This is a genomic window from Actinomadura sp. 6N118, assembly GCF_044326415.1.
Taxonomy (GTDB): Bacteria; Actinomycetota; Actinomycetes; order Streptosporangiales; family Streptosporangiaceae; genus Spirillospora.
In genome coordinates, this window is sequence record NZ_JBIRAZ010000005.1 from 359962 (window position 1) to 377035 (window position 17074).

Consider the following 17074-nt stretch of genomic DNA (forward strand, 5'->3'; position numbering starts at 1 on the left):
CTGGGGCTCGGTGGTGGGGCGAGGCTGGTGGCGGGCGGTCAACGGGCCGTTCGGAACGGAGGTGGCGTGCGTTCAGGAAACCGGCTGGGCCTCAGCGAGCTTCTCCAAGCGGCGGTGGCCCCAGTCGGAGAGGGGAGCCAGCGCCTCGGAGAGGTCGCGGCCGAACTCGGTCAGCGAGTACACCGTCTTCAGCGGTAGCCCCTCGTGCACCTCGCGGTGCACGAGGCCGTCGTTCTCCATTTCGCGGAGCGCCTGAGTCAGCACCTTCTCGCTGAGGTCCGGCAGCCGCCGGCGTAGTTCGCCCGGGCGGTGCGGACGGCCTTCCAGCAGCCAGAGCAGGGTGGTCTTCCATTTGCCGTCGATCACGGCGATCGCGGCGGTCACCCCGCAGACGTTCGTGTTCTGAGCGAGCTTGCGCGTCATCGATGTCCTACTTGATAGCTGTCGATTTGTGAGGGTTTAACCATGTCTGAACAGTCTGCCGTCACCGTGATCGGTCTGGGACCGATGGGACGGGCCTTGGCGGGTGCGTTCGTGGACTCGGGTCTGCGGACCACCGTCTGGAACCGGACACCGGGCCGGGGCGACGAGCTGGTCGAACGCGGCGCGATCCGTACGCGATCGGCCGAGGAGGCGGTCGCGGCGAGCGACCTGACCGTGGTGTGCGTGGTCGACTACGACGCGGCGGACTCGGTGCTGCGGCGCGAGGCGGTCACCGACGCGCTGAAGGGCCGCACGGTGGTGAACCTGACCGCCGACACACCCGGACGGGCCCGCGACGCCGCCTCATGGGCCGCTGACCACGGCATCCGGTATCTGGACGGCTCGATCATGACGCCGTTCAGCAGCATTGGAACGCCGGAGGCGGTGTTCATCCACAGCGGCCCGGAGGATCTCTACCGAAGGCACCTCCCGATGCTGGAGGCGCTCGGCGGCACCCATACCTATCTGGGCGAGGACATCGGCCGGGCCGCCGCGCACGACATCGCGCTGCTGGACATCTTCTGGACCGCGATGGCGGGCTACGCGCACGCCCTGGCGGTGGCGAGGGCGGAGGGGATCACCGCGCGCGAACTGGCCCCGTTCGCCAGGGGCATCGGCACGATCCTGCCGCCGATCTTCGAGGGGATCGCAGAGAGCGTCGACAACGGGAACTTCTCTGGCGAGGGCAACCCGATCACCTCGGCGGCGTCGTCCATGGCCCACATCATCCACACCTCCGAGGCGCACGGGATCGACGCCGGCGTCATGCGGGCTGCCGAGGGACTGGCCCGCCGCGTCATCGGGATGGGCCACGGCACGGACGGCTTCATCCGCATCACCGAACTCCTGCAACGAACGACCACCGACGCTGGGTTGATCGAGCAGTGATGTCGCACGTGCGTTGGTAGCGGGCGTGGTGGACGAGTTCACCCGATGTCCCAGGAAGCAAGGTTTGTGCCGCAGTGCAGGCAACGGAACAGGTAGGCGGTCGGCTCGCCAGTACGGGACAGTCGCAGCAGGAAGCGCTCGGTTTCCGGAGGTGTCCACCCGTACTGTTGGTGATCTTCGCGGAGCAGGTCCAGCACGTCGGGGTAGGCCTCAAGTTCGCGATAGCCGACGGGGCCGAGGAAGGCCGCTCCGTCACCGCAGTGATAAAGCCAGGACTCCTGCTGCCAGCCGGTAAAGCCGGGAGTGCGTCGGGTGATCTCGTCCACCACCGACAACGGCACGTCGTCGGGTACGGAGACGGCATCGCTGAACATCGCCAACATGTCGAAATCGCCTCCGACGGAGGTGCCCAAGGCATGTGACGCTTCGCCGGAGTGAATGCAATAAAGGCAGAGGGAATCAGGCTGGTTACCGTAAACGGGGCCTCGATAGCGGGTCTCTCGATGCATGCCGCAGACGCTGCAGACATGGTCGCTGCGCACCGCAGACCCGGTGGCCAGCGGATCAGGGTGGTAACGAAAGATCGGCTCTGACACGGGGCCATCCTGTCACCAGCCACGGAGGCGCTGGCTGTTCGTGCTCGCGGTTTTCGCGAGACGGAACGGTTCGACTTGACAAGGGGGAGATGTGACCCGCAAACTCAACCGGAACGAGACGTCTCGTCTCGTGTCGAGGAGGTGGGTTGATTGACGACTGCCAGGGTGTGGTTCATCACTGGGGCTTCCCGTGGTCTGGGGAGGGCGTTCACCGAGGCGGCCCTTGCTGCCGGAGACCGGGTCGTGGCTGCCGCCCGTAATGTCGAGCCGCTCGCCGATCTGGCCGCCGAACACCCGGACGCCCTTGTCCGGCTGTCGCTGGACGTCTCCGATCGGCAAGCGGTGTTCGAAGGGGTTGAACGGGCGGCGGCCGCATTCGGCAGGCTCGACATAGTGGTCAACAACGCCGGCGGGCTGCTGTACGGGATGGTGGAGGAGGCCACCGAGGAGCAGATCCGGGCACATCTCGACGTGAATTTCTTCGGCGCCGTCTGGGTGGCCCAGGCGGTGGTTGCCCACATGCGCACTCAGGGGTCGGGCCGGATCTTGCAGATCACCTCGATGGGCGCCGGTGGTGGCATGGCGACCGTCGGCTTCTACGGTGCGGGCAAGACGGCGCTGGACTCGCTCAGTGAGGCATTGGCGATGGAGGTCGAGCCGTTCGGCATCAAGGTCACCATCGTGGAAATGGGTGGCTACGCCACCGGTTTGTTCACTGCGGGCACCACAGCCACCGAACCTCTTCCGCACTACAAGGCCTTGCGCGCCCATATGGAAGAGATGTGGGGTGACGACGCCGGCCCGGACCCGAGCACAGCCGCTCCGGTCATCATGGAACTGGCGGCACTGCCGGATCCGCCCCGGCGACTCATCCTCGGCAGCCAGTCCTACGATCAGGTCCAAGAGCTGGACCGGGCCCGGACCCAGCTGTACCAAGCCTGGGAGCACCTCAGCCGCATGGCCCCAGGCTGAACCGCATCGTCGCGTTCAGTAGATGATGGACACGATCTGGCAGACAGCTTCGGCGAGTTCACGGTCGCCGTCGATGCGGGCACGAGCGAGGGCGGTGTCGGGCTGGATGCCTCGGGTGCACAGGCGCCAAGCGGTCTCCGCGTCCAAGTCGACCACGGCGGCGGGGTGGCCGGTGTCCGGCTCGGCCAGGGACCACCTCGGCTCGGTGGCGGTGACGGTCCAGGTGTCGCCCGCAGGGCCGGCGATTTGCACCCGGATCTGCGTGCCGACGGGTGCGTTGGTGTTGCGCAGGGTGTGGGGCAGGGCCCGCATGAATGTGTCCAGGACAACGGCTAGCAACTGCGGGTCTGGGTCGGTGTTCTGACCGATGGCGTGACGGATCTGCTGGCGGTGGGTCCAGTACTCGGTGAAATCGCGGGCGCTGTCCAGCCACATCGGCGCCGGATCGATGCCGGCCCAGGACACTCCCAACGCCGGGGCGTCGAGGTCGGTTGTCTCGAAGAAGCGGACGATTTGCCCACCGATCAGGTCGACGGTGTCGGTGAGCGCGGCCGGGCTCACGCGGCGGTTGGCGTCGACCCATTCCTGGTTGATGCGGTGGATGAACGTCTCCAGGGTCTCGCCCGCTGCGAAGCCGGGCCCTTCCTGGTGTCCGTCGCGGTGGCTGGCAAGGCGTCCGTAGAAATCGCCGAGAATGTGGGTGGTGAGATCGCGCACGGTCCAACCCGGCACCGCCTCCTTGTGCCAGTCGGCCGGCTCCAGGCCGCGAAGCGTGGCCATCAGCGCCGCCAGCTCAGGAGCGAACAAAAAGCGGGCGTCGATCGGAGCGCCGAGCCAGGAGTGGCTCGCAACGTCGTTGAGCTGGGAATCCATGACCAAAGCCTGCCAACCCGGGCACTTGGTCGGCCAGCGAATATCCCCTTCTGACTGCCGCCGCGCCCGTGCCATGTGATGCAGGTGCCGGGGCGTTGTTTAGGGGCTGAGGCGTGGTTTAAGGGCTGAAGTGTGGTTCAGGGGCTGAGGTGTAGTTCAGGGGCTTAGCGCCAGGGCTAGTAGAAGGGCGAGTAGGAGAGAATCGAGTCTGTCGAGCAGTCCGCCAGCGCCGGCCAGCCAGGAGGCGGAGTCCTTGGCCTCGACACCTCGCTTGATCATTGACTCCAGCAGATCGCCCAGTGGGGCACCGGCCGCCACCGCGACGGCCCAGGCGGGCGTGAGTGCACCCAGTGCGGCCAGCGTGCCCAGGCCTGCGATCGTCCCGGCCAGCAGACCGCTCCAGTGCTTGGCTGGTGACAGCGGGGAGAGGGACGGCCCGCCCAGTCGTCGGCCGCTGAACGAAGCGGTGATGTCGGCGATCGACACGGCGGCGAACAACGCCAGGACCGCCGGGCCGAGCAGGACCACGCCGACCAGGGGCGCGAACCAGATCACCCCCAGCACGCCGAAGCACAGCCTGGAGAGCCCGCCAGCGGCGTCACCGGCCAACACCGGCACCAGAGCGACGGCGGCAACGGTGAGGGCGAGAACCCGGGGCAGTTGAACGGGAGCCAGCCAGGCCGCCACAGGCGCCACGGCCACGGCGACGGCGAGCACTGCACGGTCGAGCCGGGGGAGTCGGGTCAGTCCGCCGTACTCGAGTGTGCACGCCACTCCCGCCGCAGCGGCAAGGATCGCCGCACCGCCACGGCCGACGTACAGGGCGGCGACCACGACGGGCACGCCCATCGCCCAGGCGCACCATCGCAGCAGGTACTCCCGCCGTCTGGACAGCGCGACCGCGATGCCGCCGACGAGCAGCGCGCCGGCGAGGTAGGGGACCAGATCCTCGACCTCGGTCACGCCATGCCAAGCGGGACGCGCAGCGCTTCGGCGACGGCGGTGACCACGCGGGCGTTGGCCGTGGCGTCGCGTACTGCAATTCGCACGGCACGGCCCTCGAACGCCGGGGACGACGGCGACAGGTCTCGCAGGAACACCCCCCGCCGTCGGCACCGTTCGACAAGCTGGGCCGCTCCATGTCCGCCCCGGGGCAGCGTGAGCAGGACGAAGTTCGCCACCGACTCGCTGACGTGCAGATCCTCGCTGGTCGCGGCGAGCGCGGCGGCCAGCTCGGCACGCAGCACTGCCGTCTGCGCCCACTGGGCGGCGTAGTACGCCGGATCGCGCAGTGCGTTCACTGCGGCGATCTGGGCGGGCAGACTCACGGCCCACGGCGGTGTCCAGCTCCGCAGTTCGGCTGCGATCGCTGGCGGCGCGGTGAGATAGGCCGCCCGCAGACCCGACAGGGCGTACATCTTGGACAGTGACGCGCAGATGACGGCGTTATCGGCCTCTGCCGCGTACGGCTCCAGCGATTGCCCTGCTCCGGCGTAACCGATGTACGCCTCGTCGATCCAGAACCGGGTCCCGCCCGGCGCTCCCGCCAGCACCTTCCGCAGCTCGGCAGCGTCGAGATGTACCCCGGTCGGGTTGTTGGGGTTGACGATGACCACCAGGTCGTAGCCTTCCCGCAGAGCGCGGGCGAGGCGTTCCGGGTCGATCCGCCAGCCCTGCTCGCGGCGCAGCGGGAACCGGTCGGCACGGCAGCCGATCACCCGCTCGACGACGTGCGCGTACTCGCCGTAACAGGGGTCGATCAGAAGCACCCGGCTGGACGCGTCCAGCCAGCCCCGGAACGCACGGAAGATCAGATCGGAGGAGCCCGCGCCGACGGCGACAGCGGCCTCGGGTATGCCCCGGCGAAGTGCGATCTCCTCGATGAGCCCGCCGGCCTGCGCGGGCGGAGAGGTCCGTGCGATCCACTCCTGCCCGTCGGTCAGGGCCGCGACCGCGGCAGGGGCCGGTGGAAACCACGCGTCGAGGACGTCGGCGGGTACGACGTCACGGTGAGCGTCGAGGGTGTCGAACCCCCGGCCCAGCGCCTCGATGGAAGCACCCCCGTGCGCGCAGAACGCGTCCTCAGGCAGGAAGGGCACCTCCAGCCTCCATCCCACCTTCCGCTGAAGATCGCGTAGCAGCGCACCGTGCTGTCGGAGGGTCCGGTCGGTGAGCTCGGCCACGTCCCCGGTGAGGAGCTGGAACTCGATGCTCCCCGAGCGCACCGCCGTATCGGTGGACGCCAGCCCCAGCGCCAGGTACGTGGGCAGCAACTCGACCCGGCCCAAGGCCACGATGGTCCTACCTCCGTGGGCCATCACCCAGCGAAGCGCCGCGTACATCAGCAGCTTGCCGATCAGCTCGCCCCGCCGGCTCGGATCGACGGCCAGGATCCGTATCTCGAACAGGCCGTCCTCGCGCAACGCGGGATGCTCGTGTCTCCGCAGGTATTTGTCGATCGAGTAGCGGCCCACCCACGGCGGCGTCACGCTGATGAACCCTGCCGGTTCCCCATGGCGAGCCGCCACGATGTAGACGTTGCTCCCGTCCAGGTCATCGGTGAGCAGCCCGGCGGCATTGGGGACGTGCTGGCCGAGCTCCCGCGCGTACACCTCGTGCCGAAGGCGGTGGATCCACCCATGGTCGTCCTCCGACGCCAGCCGCAGTTCCAGCTCCTCAACGACGACGGACGACCCGTCGGCAAACCCTCCCGCGCGCTGTCGATCGTTACTCACCCGCATCACCTCGGTGGCAACCCTGCACGAGCCCTCGCGCAACCACCTGAGTACCTGTACTCACCCGCCCCGGGAGCCCGTACTCAACTCCGCCAAGGCACCCCCGGCACGCAGGCATCCCCGGCACCAGACACCCCCGGCACCCCTGGCACCCAGGCATCCAGGGACCCCGGCACCCCCGCACCCCGGCCCCCGGGGACCCCGGCCCCCAGGGACCCCGGCCCCCAGGGACCCCGCACCAGCCATCGCCGGCGTGCCCGAGCTGAACGGGGGAGTGGACACCGACGACCTCGTGGAGGTGGCAAGCCACCTCCACGAGGTCGTGCACATCTGTGAGCAGATTGTCGCGCGCGTGCTCTGCAATCAGCCAGAATGGCTTGTCTTGCGAGCAGCGTTCAGCCGCCGACCTGGCGGATTGGCGTCTCAGCGGCGATGTCTCGCACGATGACCTGCGTTCATGTCACCGAGGATCACCGCCGGATCCCGTTTTACCCCCGCTATTCGCGGAGGTTGGCCTTCTCGCACCTCTCGTCGAGAGAACCCGGGCCCTTCCAGCAGATGCTCATGACGTACGGATGCTCTGCCTTAACGTTGTACTGGAAGGTGTTGCATCCTGAGTCGCCGCCGTCCTCTACTTCGCCGTAGATGTTGCGGGCATCTGACAGCTGACCTACGACGCCGTGCCCGTCGGCTCGCGTGTCACACACTTTGAAACTATCGCCATTGTCGATATGAGTGATGGATCCGTACCTATTCGACACCGTCTTGTCGGCGGCTTGCGCGGTGCCTGCCGCAGTCATGACAATCGCGGACGCCGCCACGCCCACCATCAGGGCGCGCGACAGTACGTTTTTGGGCATTCGGGATCCTCTCCGCCATTCACGTTGAATGTGAAAGACATACAACAGCACCCGATTCCGAACTGTCAATGATCTTGGTCGAGGGCTTGTCGAGGGCTTCAGGCCCCATGATTCAGGTTCCCTGGAAGCCAGGCGGGATGGGCGATGGCGCGGGCACATGCGTGGCCCTGTCGTCACAATGAGCGACCACCCGAGTTCGTCCAGCAATGGTCCGACTGGCGCAGCCGCCGTCAAGCCCAGGCCCGCCGCAGCCAACAACTCGCCCGAGCAACAGCCAATGTCGTTGCAGTATTAAGTCAGCACTTCTCGGTCGAATGAATGGTCACAGCTCGGACATCGCAAAGGGGGTAGCGCTGGCGCTGAGCAGCAGTTTTCGTTGAGACCGTAAGGATGTCCCGGATGTTGAGTAGCGGCGCCGCCCTCGTACGGCGCGTCCGTACGAGGGCGGCGCGGGGAGGGGCGCCTCGGGGATTAGGAGGTGACGGCGTAGGCGTTCTGAATTGTCTGGGCGACGGTGTTGCCGTCGGCGTCCTTAGCGGTGGCCCTCAGCGACACCTTTCCCTTGGGCGGGTTGTGCAGTTCGGCGACCCAATGGTCTCCGTCCTTTCGGATCCGGACCGGCTGCCACTGCTGACCCTCGTCGGTGGAGGCCTCGACCGTGAGGGAGGTGACCTGCGCGGACGTCGACCTCGGCTGGTGCTCGACCCGCACCCCCGGCTGGTGCTCGACGCGGACCGGGAACGTGAAGGGCTTCCCGGCCGGGGCCTGGTTCACGTCATCCAGCTCCGGCAGGAACCGGACCGCCATCAGCGGCAGGGCTGTGGGACGCGAGGCGTGCGCGGAGCGGAACGTCCATGACGAGGTCACTCTTGTCGACAGCTTCCACTCCGGGTGATCGCAGGCCGCTTCGATGTCCAGCTGGTAGATGCCGGCCTCGGGCGGAGCAGTGAAAGCGCCGGCGGCTGGAAGGTCGCTTTCGCCGACCGTCTTGCCGTCCCGCAAGAGGCGAGCCGAACCCTGGGTGCAACTCGGTCCGTAGGGTTGGCCGTAGCCGTAGTGGCCAGGCTCGGTGTCGCTGAACGCTTGGATTGCCACGTCCACCGTGTCGCCGTCGCGGTACGCCCACGCCGGGCGGCCAGGGTGGTCCTCGTCGCGTGGCGGCGTCGCGAACGACGGACCCATCACGCCCTTGTACATCGTTTCCTCCCGCCGCTCACCGGGCCGGTAGGTGCGGGTCTCGGTCTGGATGAGCGGCCGACCGTCGTCGAAGGGGTTTATGACCTCGCGTGTGAAGCGCGGCCCGGTCGAGAAGTACTCCGTCCGGGTGGTCGGCGCGGGAATGGGCACGTACCATCCGCCGGACGGGCCGCCGAACCCGACCGTCTCGGTCAGCAGACTGCTGGGCAGGTCGCCGCCTGCGCCCCGGTAACGTACCCGCACGGCGGCCAGATCCCGTTCCCGCGCGGTATAGATCGGGTGGGCGGGCAGCCGCCCCGTGGTCGGGTAGTAGAGGTTGTACTGGTACGGGCTGACCTTGATGCCGTGGGTGGTCACCGGTATGGGACCGGCCTTGACCAGGTCCCGCAACTTGACGCCCTCGGGAACATAGGTGACGGCCGTCGGCAGCTTCAGCCCGCCCTCGAAGTCGAGTCTCAGGGTGTCGCGCACCAGCAGCACCCCCCGGCCGCCGGCCTGGGCCACGTTCTGGACCCGCTCGGGGATCTGGGCGTCGTCGGCCGGCGGCGGGTCGAGCACCACCAGTTTGCCGGCGACATTGTGCAGCTCGCCGGGAGTGCCCGAGCCCCCGTACACCGCCGAGAGCCGGTTCGTGCCCTCCAGCCGGGGGTCGTCACCGTAGCCGGCGTAGTGAACGTCGATCGGGAACGGCTGGGGGCCCCCGGTTTCGAGGCGTAGCAGCGGCTCCTGGTAGGTGGCCTGGGCGGTGAACGCGAAGCGGGGGGACGGGGCGGTGGTTGAGGCGTACATCTGGGCGCCGAACGGCATGTTCACGTTCCACCGGAAGTAGGTGTAGTCCGGGTTGGGCGCGGCCTTGGCCAGCAGGCCGACCATCCAGGACGTCTTCCGCGCGGAGGGCCGGTCGACGTTCACCTCCACCCGGCGGGCTTTGCGGGCGTCGAACGTGATCGTGCGGTCCTTGTCGACCACCACCTCGGTGTCGACCATCCCGGCGACCGCCGGATTGGCGTTCCCGGGCAGGGCGGTGTTGACGAAGCCGGCCACCATATAGCGCCCGGCCGGAAGCCGCAGCGTCTCACCCGGACCGCCTCCGTACATGCCGTACGGGTCGTCAAGGCTGTAGGCCGACCACTGCGCCGCCGTCTCAGGGCCAGGTGGGCGACCGTTTCGGTCCAGCAGATCGACCTTCACGTCGTGCTCGGCTGGGACGCCGGACGCGCCCTGCCGCCGTTGCGGGCTCGACGGGCGGGCCATGCCGGGGGAGGCGGGTTTCACGCCGGCCAGTTGGACCTTGACGTCGCCGGGAGCGGCCTTAAGAGCGTGCCAGAACGGGACGGCGGAATTCTTGGCCAGGGAGACGGAGTTCCGTCCTGTCGTCTTGATCCCTGGCAGCCGGGAGGCTGCGGGGCCGGTGACCGACAGCGGGAGCGCGGCGGCGCGGGCATCGTCAAAGCCGGAGGCCAGCAACCGGCCCACGTCGAACAGCCGCCGATCCAGCCGCCCCTTGGTCACCAGCGGCGCGGCGTCCATCGGCAGAACGACGACGTGCGAACCGGCCTGCTGCTGCAGGAAGCCGACGTTCGCACGGCCAGGCCCAGGCAGCACATGAACGCTCCCGTTGCGAACCTGCACCCGGTCACCGGTGACCAACGTGATCGTACGGGCGGTGGCGACGGGAGCGGATGCGACGCCGATAGCCGGAGCCTTGCCCGGCCGTTCCGCGCTTGCCGCCGCGTCGACGGCGACGGCGGGCATGGCCGAGGCGGCGAGCACCGCTGACAGGGGCATGGCGAGGAACGGTCTGGATTTCCATCGCACGTGGCGACTCCTCTTAAAGAAGCTGTCGGGGAACTGGTGATCTTGACTCAGCCCTGTCCGCGGACCCGGCCCGGTTCCGTGTGATCGCGATCACACGGCCCCCGCGGGCCGCTCAGAAGGGGTCCGCGAGTCCATTGCCAGACCGGGTAATCAGGTGGCTGCTCAAGGCATTGAGGCGAGATGGTCGCCGACGAGATGTCCGGCACCGCCGGATTCCCTACACCTGAGGCTGCTTGGCAGCGGCCCCCTTTCGGTTTCCCTTGGAGAGGCCCTCTCGTTCTCGCCGAAAAGGTCACGGATGTCGTGTAGGGAACCGGGATGCGCCGGACATCTCGCTGTGACACTGAGGCAGACGAGAGGAGCCGGGTGTGCCGGAGCCTGATGACGAGTTCGCCACGTCGTGGGATTACTACTACGGCGACTATTACGACGATGTGCTGAGTTATGCGGCACGTCGCGTCGATCACGAGACTGCACGTGACATCGCCGCCGAGACGTTCCTGATCGCCTGGCGCCGCCGCAAACACATACCGACCGACCGCCCGTTCCCCTGGCTGTTGCACGTGGCCCGGAACGTGCTGGCGAACGAGGCGCGTGGCCATCGGCGGCGCGGGCGGTTGTGGGGACGCCTCCGCGACCACAGCGGCCTGGGGCAGACGGCCCCCGACGTGGCCCACGGGGTCGCGGAGGGCGGTCGCATCGGCGCGGCTCTGCGGAGCCTTTCCCCTCGTGACCGTGAGGCTCTGGAGCTGGTCGGCTGGGAGGAGCTCACCGCCAAGGAGGCGGCGATCGTCGCCGGGTGCTCGGCGAAGACCTTCTCGGTCCGCCTGAGCCGCGCCCGCCAGCGCCTGTCGGCCGCGCTCGCCGAACTCGACGCCGCAGATCAGGACGCCGCAGAACGGCCCGTCCCCGTCCCGACGATGCACAGGAGCCCGCAGACATGAACGACATCCAGGAAGTCCGCGAGATGCTCGCGTCCACCAACCCGGTCCCCCCGGGCAGCCTGGCGGGCTCCGCACAGGACGGCGTCGGCCGCGCCACGCGCACACGGATCACCTCCTCCAGCACACCGCGCCGGCGCAGGTCGTGGTCGGTACGGCTGGTCGCCGTCGGCGGCCTGGCGGTCGCGATCGCGGCTGGGACGACCGTGGTCCAGAACATGGGCGGCACCGACGAGCAAGGCAGGCCCCGCGCACCCATCCCGGGTATCCCGGCCGGGCCCGCGGCCAATGCCCAGGAGGTGCTGAACAGGGCCGCGATCGCTGCGCGGCACCGTCCGTTCGTTGCCCCTCGGCCCGATCAGTGGGTCTTCGTCGAGACCCGGTATCAGCGTCTCGCCCACCAGGAGAAGAGCGGGGTGTGGACCCCCAAGTCGCGGCCGAAGACAACGGTCGAGCCGATATGGACCCGGGCCGACGGCAAGATGATGGCCATGCTCGATGGGGGCAAACTGACGCTCTCGCCCACCGGCGGCGCGATGCCGCCTCAGGACTATGCGACGCAGTCCAAACTGCCGCGGGTCCCGGATGCATTGCTGGCGTGGGCGCGCAAGAATGCCGGCCCGACTGGAGACAGCGCTACGTTCCAGCTGCTCAGCGCGGTTCTGGCAAACAACGTGCTGCCCCCTGACCTGGAGGCCGCCATCTACCGGGCCCTCGCGAAGGCGGCTCCCGGCGTGAATCTGAACAAGCAAGCCGTGGACCTCCAAGGCCGTCCGGCTCTGTCCATCGCCGTTCCCGTCGAGGGTTGGCTGAAGGACGAGGTACTGCTGGACCCGTCCACCTACGCCTACCGGGGACACCGCTCGACCGTCACCAAGGACCACACCATCGAGGACAGCACCTTCAAGAAGGGCGCCATCGAAAGCCAATCAGTCCGCCTCGCAGCCGGCATCGTAGACCGCCCCGGCCAGCGCCCCTCTACCCCCTAAACAATAGCCCGAGAAAATTCAGAATGAACCAATAGTTAATTTACGGCCAACGGCAATAAATGGTGGCGAGCGTCACAACAGCGAATAGTGCCCAGGGGCCTATTGGTCACGGATCTTGATCCCGATAATCAAGCTGCTGTTGATCACCGCATATCGCGAAATAAGCGGTGCATCCACGGCTGGTCCCACCTACCCCCTCCAAGGAGAGAGCACACGTGTCGCTGAAGAAGGTCGTGCCACTTGCCGCCGCCGGGTTCGTCACAGCGGGCCTAATGACAATCGCCCCAGCGGCCTCCGCCGAGGTGGAGACCGGCAAGGTCACCGTGGCGAAGGCCCGCAAGGCCACGCACATCGCCTACACCCAGTGCAAGGCGAAGGGCCGCTGGGGTAAGGCCTACATTAAGACCGACGGCAAGCCCACCAAGAAGCGCCGGGTCGTCAATGTCGTCGAGTGGGGCTACGCCATCCAGAAGACGAAGGGCAACCACAAGAACTCGAGCGTCAAGGCACTGCTGGCCGTCCACGAAGGCACCGGCCGTTGGCGCCTGTCCGGTGGCCCCGGCTACACGGGATGGAAGGCCATCGAAGACAACAAGTGGCACAAGGGCAAGTGGTACCAGTCGTCCTCCGTCGGCAGGGGCGCCCTCGGCGAGCTCGCCATCAACATGTGGTTCGACTTCGACAAGGGCACCGGCGGCTACTGCGATGCGCCGCTGATCCGCTACGCGAAGCTCAAGCCCATCAAGTAACCGGCTAAACGCCACCGAACGGCAACGGCACGACAAGGGCTCGGCCTCTCAAAGGCCGAGCCCTTGCCGCAACACCTGTTCCGATTCAGCGTCGTGGAGGCCGTGAAGGTCTACAAGCCTCGGTAGGCGGTCCAGGTCTTCGCGGTGGCTGCCAGTTCGACCCAGAAGGGGCGTGCGTTTCGCTGTATGGCGCGCTCCCACAGTCGGTGGTTGAGTGCGGCGAAGGTGTCGATTCCTTCGGGGGGCGCGGTCGCCCATGCGGGGAACTGGGTCACCCACTGCTCGGCTTTGGCCGGGGTGTGGCCTGCGGCGACCAGCCGGACCACGAGGAAGGCCAGATCCACCCAGGCTGCGCCTTTGCAGCTCCACGCCCAATCGACCAAGTAGGCCCGTTCATCGGTGATCAGAACGTTCGACTCGTTGAAGTCGGTGTGCAGCAGAGAATCACCGGCCATCACGCTGGCATCGCCGAGTTGGGACCACCGACGCTCAAACGGCAAGGTGGTGACATCAGGTCGCGGGACCTGCTGGAGACGATGGATCAGGTCCATGAGTTTCGGCAGGTCTGGCGATCCTGGGGCATAGTCGATCGGTCGGGCGTCCAGGACTTCGAAGCCGAGCAGACGCCACCCCCTGGCCTCCACATCGAACAGAAGCCGGGGGGCCAGCGCGGACACGTGCGGATTGACCGCAGCCTCGTTACGCAGGCTCTTACGAGCCCGCTCACCAGCCGCCCCCTTGAGGAAGACCCGGCCCTGACCCATGTGCAGGGTTGAGGAGATCTCCGAGTTGATCCCCGACTCTGACGGGTCCTCCCTCTTCACGGGGCCCGTGTGCACCTCTACGGCGGCACGTAGCTCAGCGGGAAGGGCAAGCCAGGGGGTGCGAGGCAATGTCAGTCCCTAGGTGAGTCGGTGCATCCGGTGTGGCATTGCGAGCACTTGCCCGCTACCGGCCACAGATCATCATCAACGGTCAGGCCGAGATCCCGCATGGCCGTGAGGGTAGAGGCGACCGCTGGCGCGTGGACCTCCAGCGCGCCGCTCTCGGGTACGTGATGGATGTAGCGGCCCGCCACCCGACGTTCTTGCAGTACGCGTACCACCTGCCTTGCAACCCTGGTTGGGACCTGTCTCGGAAGATCCAGAGCACCTCACCATCAGAGGGTTGAAGCTGTCAGACACCGATGTTTTTCTGTCATGCTTCTTGCATGGTCGAGATGATCGGGCGATACCGGCTTGTTCGTCAGCTGGGCCGTGGCGGAATGGGGACAGTGTGGCTTGCCGAAGACAGCGGCGGACAGCATGTCGCGGTGAAGGTCATCAACGACGAACTGGCACGCGAGCCTGAGTTCCGGGAGCGGTTCCGGCAGGAGGTGGAGGCCGCGCGGCGAGTGCGGCGGTTCTGCACGGCGCCAGTCCTGGAAGCCGGTCTTGACCAGAACCTGCTGTGGGTGGCCACCGACTTCATCGACGGCCCGACCGTGCAGGAGGCGGTGTCCGCCCACGGCCCGCTACGTGGAGCCGATCTCGACGCGCTCGCGGTTGGTATCGCGACGGCCCTGACCGCTATCCACCAGGCCAGGTTGATCCATCGGGACCTCAAACCCTCCAACGTGCTGCTGTCACCAGTCGGCCCGCGGGTCATCGATTTCGGTATCGCCCGCGCTCTGGATGCCACTGGGCAGTTGACGCGTTCAGGGAGGGTCATCGGCACCCCCGGCTACATCGCGCCTGAGCTGTTGGCCGGTGACCAGCCGCTCCCCGCCGCCGACGTGTTCTGCTGGGGCGCTGTCGTCGCCTACGCAGGCACGGGCCGTCCTCCCTTCGCCGGGGCCGGCGGCGCCGAGATCAACGACCGGGTCCAACACGCCGAGCCTGATCTGGACGGCCTTGAGGCGCATCTTCGCCAACTCGTCGCCCGTGCCCTGGCCAAGGATCCCGCCGCCCGACCGGCCGTTCCGCAGGTGCTCTCCGAGCTCACCGGCTCGCCGTCCGCTCCACCCCAGGACGGGGACTCTCGCACCCGTCGGCTGACAACACGGTCCGACTCTCGCGTTGCCCGGCGACCCGCCCTGTACGCAGGTCTGGGCGCGGTTGTGCTCGTCGCGGCCAGCGTCGTCGCGCTGGCCTTGGCTGCATCCAACGGAAATGCCGGAGCGGGAAGCAGGGGCCAGGCCGCGACGGCAACCTCACCCGCTACCAGCTCCACCCCCTCGGCATCACCCACAAGCCCGCAGCCAGCCACCGCGCCTGCACCCAACACGCAGTCCAGTACGCAATCGCCTTCTTTGAGCCCGGGCCCGATCACCAACACCGCCAGCGAACTGTGTATCGACACCGATGGCCCTCAGGCACCCGGTGTCCACGTGCAAGTCCGTGACTGCGGCAACTACAGCGGCCAAAAATGGAGCTATGACCAGACCACCTTTCACCTCGCCAACCCGCCTAGCCGACTGTGCCTGGACACGGCCAGAGCTCCCGCCACGGGAGTCAGCGCAGTACTGAACCGGTGCGGGAACTACACCGGCCAGCAGTGGCAATACAACCCCAGCACCGGCCAGTTCACTAACCTCAAAAGCGGCCTGTGTCTGGACACAGCCAGGCCCCCCGCCAACTACGTCGCTCTGGTGCTCAACCCCTGCGGCAACTACACCGGCCAAGGCTGGCGCGGGTGACCTGGTCGGGGCCGATCCCGATCTCTCCAGCCGGCCGGTCCGAGAACCGGCGTCGAAGCGCTCGATGGCCGGTTCGAGTGCTACGACCCGACACCGGCCACAGGGCCCCGATCATGGCTGGCGCTGGCCGGGTCGCCATCTACGAGCCCACGGGGAACGCCTCCGAGGAGTTCACCTGGACACCCGTCGGTGGCCGGAAGTTTGTGGTGTCCAACGTTCAGCCCGATCCGGAGTACCAGGGAGAACGGCCGACGATCAGGAACGGCCAGGCCGCCGAGCAGTACACCGACGCGGTTGTGTGGGCACGCCAGACCTAGCCCAGGTCGCGCCAGATGCACCATCCGGAGATCTTGTACACGGGGCCATCGCGTTGGCATCGTCGATGGCCGACCCGAACGCGGGGCAGGAGCTCTATCTCCTGACAGGGTTTGGGGCCGGTCGATTGCGTAGGCCGCCCCCTGAGGATCTCGAGGTCAGCACGCCTTGCAACTTCGCCTCGGGGCTGGCGGTGCGGGGTTTACTTCACCCCCTTGCCTAACTAGACGGAGCATTTCCCGCTGGAGGTGGTCGTACCTCTCTTCACACTGATGGCCGGGCTCCATCCCTGCTCCACGACGTGCGGCGGGTGATAACCGTGCATGCGAACGCAGCCGTTTTCCTCGTAGTTGTATCTGCAGCGGCGCCAGTTACCGCCCGTGCTCTTGCAGTAGCGGTTGTGCCTCCTGATGCTGTTCCGCGTGTGGACGCGAAAGTTCAGGCCGTTGGCCCAGCGATCACGGACCCAGACGTCATCGGACTTGTAGTCGAAGCAGCCATCACCGAACCGCTTGCCGAAGACGTTCTTCCAGGTGTAGCACTTAGCCCTCTTGGGGGGCTTGGTCCCCTTGGCGTCGGCGCGGGGCGCCGCCATCGGCTCCATGGCCTCCGGGCCCGGCTGCGCGGCCTGCGCCGGCGTAGCGGGTGCTGCGGCGGCGGCGTGCCGGACGGCGCTCGTCGGGCCGCTTACGGTGGTGGATTGTGCCTGTGCCGGCGCGGCCAGGGCCAGTGCCGTCGCGGCACAGGCGCCGGTGGCCAGGGCGCCCGCGATCAGCGTTCTCATGGTGTTCCTTCCCCGTTCTGATGGACGGCCCGGAGCGTCCACTGCTCCGGGGACATCTGTCAGGCGTTCCCCGTGCTGGGGAATCTCCGAATTGCGCGACGAGCGTACGGTCGGGCGGGCGTCATGGGGGACCCTCCTTTCAGCGGTGACTTAAAGGGCGGCTGGATCCGCTCATCCAACGAGTGGAAACCGAGCCC

16 protein-coding genes are annotated in these 17074 nt (G+C 67.5%); 7 read left to right on the forward strand and 9 right to left on the reverse strand.

Annotated features, from left to right (window positions below; genetic code table 11):
- Positions 1–72: 72 nt before the first annotated feature.
- Positions 73–423: a winged helix-turn-helix transcriptional regulator gene (locus ACH34W_RS15290; RefSeq protein ID WP_395961520.1), complete on the reverse strand. Its 351-nt coding sequence runs from the start codon at positions 421–423 to the stop codon at positions 73–75.
- 42 nt (positions 424–465) lie between these two features.
- On the opposite strand from ACH34W_RS15290, the gene ACH34W_RS15295 reads away from it, so the two are divergent.
- Entirely contained in the window at positions 466–1371 is a 906-nt protein-coding gene (locus tag ACH34W_RS15295) for an NAD(P)-dependent oxidoreductase (protein ID WP_395961521.1), read from the forward strand.
- A 38-nt stretch (positions 1372–1409) separates the two neighbouring features.
- Here ACH34W_RS15295 and ACH34W_RS15300 read toward each other — a convergent pair whose 3' ends face one another.
- Entirely contained in the window at positions 1410–1967 is a 558-nt protein-coding gene (locus ACH34W_RS15300; RefSeq protein ID WP_395961522.1) for a CbrC family protein, read from the reverse strand.
- A 150-nt stretch (positions 1968–2117) separates the two neighbouring features.
- On the opposite strand from ACH34W_RS15300, the gene ACH34W_RS15305 reads away from it, so the two are divergent.
- A complete protein-coding gene (locus ACH34W_RS15305) occupies positions 2118–2939 on the forward strand; it encodes an SDR family NAD(P)-dependent oxidoreductase (RefSeq protein WP_395961523.1) in 822 nt (273 codons plus the stop codon).
- Positions 2940–2954: 15 nt separating this feature from the next.
- Here ACH34W_RS15305 and ACH34W_RS15310 read toward each other — a convergent pair whose 3' ends face one another.
- From ACH34W_RS15310 to ACH34W_RS15330, 5 genes are all read right to left on the reverse strand, one after another.
- The gene (locus tag ACH34W_RS15310; RefSeq protein WP_395961524.1) at positions 2955–3812 is read right to left on the reverse strand and encodes a maleylpyruvate isomerase family mycothiol-dependent enzyme; all 858 of its coding nucleotides are present in this window, start codon (positions 3810–3812) and stop codon (positions 2955–2957) included.
- A 156-nt stretch (positions 3813–3968) separates the two neighbouring features.
- Entirely contained in the window at positions 3969–4775 is an 807-nt protein-coding gene (locus ACH34W_RS15315; RefSeq protein WP_395961525.1) for a phosphatidate cytidylyltransferase, read from the reverse strand.
- Positions 4772–6547, reverse strand: a complete 1776-nt coding sequence (locus tag ACH34W_RS15320) for an aminotransferase class I/II-fold pyridoxal phosphate-dependent enzyme (RefSeq protein WP_395961526.1) — start codon at positions 6545–6547, stop codon at positions 4772–4774. The genes ACH34W_RS15315 and ACH34W_RS15320 overlap by 4 nt, the downstream gene beginning before the upstream one ends.
- Positions 6548–7044: 497 nt before the next feature.
- Positions 7045–7407 carry a hypothetical protein gene (locus tag ACH34W_RS15325; protein ID WP_395961527.1) on the reverse strand — a complete coding sequence of 121 codons (363 nt, stop codon included), beginning with the start codon at positions 7405–7407 and terminating at the stop codon, positions 7045–7047.
- 471 nt (positions 7408–7878) lie between these two features.
- Positions 7879–10422 carry a hypothetical protein gene (locus ACH34W_RS15330; protein ID WP_395961528.1) on the reverse strand — a complete coding sequence of 848 codons (2544 nt, stop codon included), beginning with the start codon at positions 10420–10422 and terminating at the stop codon, positions 7879–7881.
- 368 nt (positions 10423–10790) lie between these two features.
- Between ACH34W_RS15330 and ACH34W_RS15335 the strand changes: the two genes are divergently transcribed.
- The 3 genes from ACH34W_RS15335 (at position 10791) to ACH34W_RS15345 (ending at position 13101) form a co-directional block, all read left to right on the forward strand.
- On the forward strand, positions 10791–11366 hold the full coding sequence (locus tag ACH34W_RS15335; protein WP_395961529.1) for an RNA polymerase sigma factor: 576 nt from the start codon (positions 10791–10793) through the stop codon (positions 11364–11366).
- Positions 11363–12352, forward strand: a complete 990-nt coding sequence (locus ACH34W_RS15340; protein WP_395961530.1) for a CU044_5270 family protein — start codon at positions 11363–11365, stop codon at positions 12350–12352. The genes ACH34W_RS15335 and ACH34W_RS15340 overlap by 4 nt, the downstream gene beginning before the upstream one ends.
- 215 nt (positions 12353–12567) lie before the next feature.
- Positions 12568–13101 (forward strand): hypothetical protein, encoded by a 534-nt coding sequence (locus ACH34W_RS15345; protein ID WP_395961531.1) that lies wholly within the window; start codon positions 12568–12570, stop codon positions 13099–13101.
- Between the two features lie 110 nt (positions 13102–13211).
- Here ACH34W_RS15345 and ACH34W_RS15350 read toward each other — a convergent pair whose 3' ends face one another.
- Positions 13212–13778, reverse strand: coding sequence for a phosphotransferase (locus tag ACH34W_RS15350; protein ID WP_395961532.1), 567 nt, complete (start codon positions 13776–13778; stop codon positions 13212–13214).
- A gap of 533 nt (positions 13779–14311) precedes the next feature.
- Here ACH34W_RS15350 and ACH34W_RS15355 point away from each other — a divergent pair.
- Positions 14312–15778, forward strand: a complete 1467-nt coding sequence (locus ACH34W_RS15355) for a serine/threonine protein kinase (RefSeq protein ID WP_395961533.1) — start codon at positions 14312–14314, stop codon at positions 15776–15778.
- A gap of 113 nt (positions 15779–15891) precedes the next feature.
- Positions 15892–16095 (forward strand): hypothetical protein, encoded by a 204-nt coding sequence (locus tag ACH34W_RS15360; protein ID WP_395961534.1) that lies wholly within the window; start codon positions 15892–15894, stop codon positions 16093–16095.
- 221 nt (positions 16096–16316) lie between these two features.
- Here the strand turns inward: ACH34W_RS15360 and ACH34W_RS15365 are convergent, their stop codons facing one another.
- Positions 16317–16877: a hypothetical protein gene (locus ACH34W_RS15365; protein ID WP_395961535.1), complete on the reverse strand. Its 561-nt coding sequence runs from the start codon at positions 16875–16877 to the stop codon at positions 16317–16319.
- Positions 16878–17074 lie beyond the last annotated feature (197 nt).

What these genes read in the sequence shown, in the direction of transcription:
- ACH34W_RS15290 (WP_395961520.1), bottom strand. Translation starts at nt 423, where the DNA reads ATGACGCGCAAGCTCGCTCAGAACACGAACGTCTGCGGGGTGACCGCC.
- ACH34W_RS15295 (WP_395961521.1), top strand. Translation starts at nt 466, where the DNA reads ATGTCTGAACAGTCTGCCGTCACCGTGATCGGTCTGGGACCGATGGGA.
- ACH34W_RS15310 (WP_395961524.1), bottom strand. Translation starts at nt 3,812, where the DNA reads ATGGATTCCCAGCTCAACGACGTTGCGAGCCACTCCTGGCTCGGCGCT.
- ACH34W_RS15325 (WP_395961527.1), bottom strand. Translation starts at nt 7,407, where the DNA reads ATGCCCAAAAACGTACTGTCGCGCGCCCTGATGGTGGGCGTGGCGGCG.
- ACH34W_RS15340 (WP_395961530.1), top strand. Translation starts at nt 11,363, where the DNA reads ATGAACGACATCCAGGAAGTCCGCGAGATGCTCGCGTCCACCAACCCG.
- ACH34W_RS15355 (WP_395961533.1), top strand. Translation starts at nt 14,312, where the DNA reads ATGGTCGAGATGATCGGGCGATACCGGCTTGTTCGTCAGCTGGGCCGT.
- ACH34W_RS15360 (WP_395961534.1), top strand. Translation starts at nt 15,892, where the DNA reads ATGGCTGGCGCTGGCCGGGTCGCCATCTACGAGCCCACGGGGAACGCC.
- ACH34W_RS15365 (WP_395961535.1), bottom strand. Translation starts at nt 16,877, where the DNA reads ATGAGAACGCTGATCGCGGGCGCCCTGGCCACCGGCGCCTGTGCCGCG.